This window comes from Vibrio sp. D173a, from assembly GCF_030248475.1.
The window spans coordinates 1-1,022 of the sequence record NZ_JAHGAH010000662.1; the positions used below are offsets into that span (position 1 = coordinate 1).

Below are 1,022 nucleotides of genomic sequence, written 5' to 3' on the forward strand. Positions count from 1 at the left end.
CAAATGACTAAAAAAGCCAGACGCTTGTCTGGCTTTTGCTATTGGTCCTGTAGCAACAGAGAACCTATTTTCTCGATTAGTGATCGAGGTATAGGTAGTTCTGCCAGCTCTTCATTCGTATTAGCACTTTACGCATTACAGATACATGGGTGAAGCTTTCTGAATAAACGGCTACTTCAACGGCGGTACCCATAGGAAGGTGGTATTCAGAGAGATCATCCGTAATCGTTAGCTTAGCGAACACGCGACCACTTGTTTTGAGTGCTTCAGTACCAAGGAGTGCACCACGAGCTTGGATTTGGCTCTCACCAATCGCTGGAAGGACCTCTTCAATACGGCCTTTGAAGACTTTCCCCGGAAGAGCTCGGAAGAGAAATTCTGCTTCATATCCAGGTTGCAGGCGCTGTAGTGAGTTCTGACGGAACGCAGCAGTATAGTATTGCTCTTCTGTGTGTACAAAGGTCATGACTGGTGCGAGTGGCAGCGGAACGGCCATAACACCAGGTCGAAGGGCAAGTTGAGTAACATAGCCGTCTGTTGGGGCACGAACCACCGTTTGGTCAAGATCGAACTGAGCTTTACGTAAGTCAGCCAATAATCCTGCCACAGCGGTATTCTCGCCACCGATCTCTGAGTTGAGGGCGATTTGAGCCTGTTCTTGGCTTGCTTCTGCTACTTTCAATGCAGCTTCTGCCGCTTTGTAAGCTTGGCGACGAGTATCCAGTTGCTGCTCGGTGAATGCACCGCTATCGAAGCCGCGTTGGTATCGAGAGAATTCACGTTGTGCCTTATCTCGCTCGGCAATCGCTTTAATCTTCGCCGCTTCTGCTTCAGCTACTTGAGATTCAAGGCCTAAAGCACATTGGCTTGCCTCTTTAACTTGCGCTTCTAGCTTAGCGACTTCTGCTTCAAATGGGATAGGGTCGATCTTAAATAGGATGTCACCTTTACGCAGAGGTTTGTTCGGTTCAACCGGCACCTCGATGACCTTACCTCTCACGCCAGAAACGATCGGAGTGGTC

1 protein-coding gene is annotated in these 1,022 nt (G+C 49.1%); it reads right to left on the reverse strand.

The window, feature by feature from the left end; all coding sequences use genetic code 11:
* Positions 1–76 precede the first annotated feature (76 nt).
* Positions 77–1,022: HlyD family secretion protein (locus KIV40_RS28315; protein WP_285352538.1), on the reverse strand; the 946-nt coding region annotated here is incomplete at its 5' end.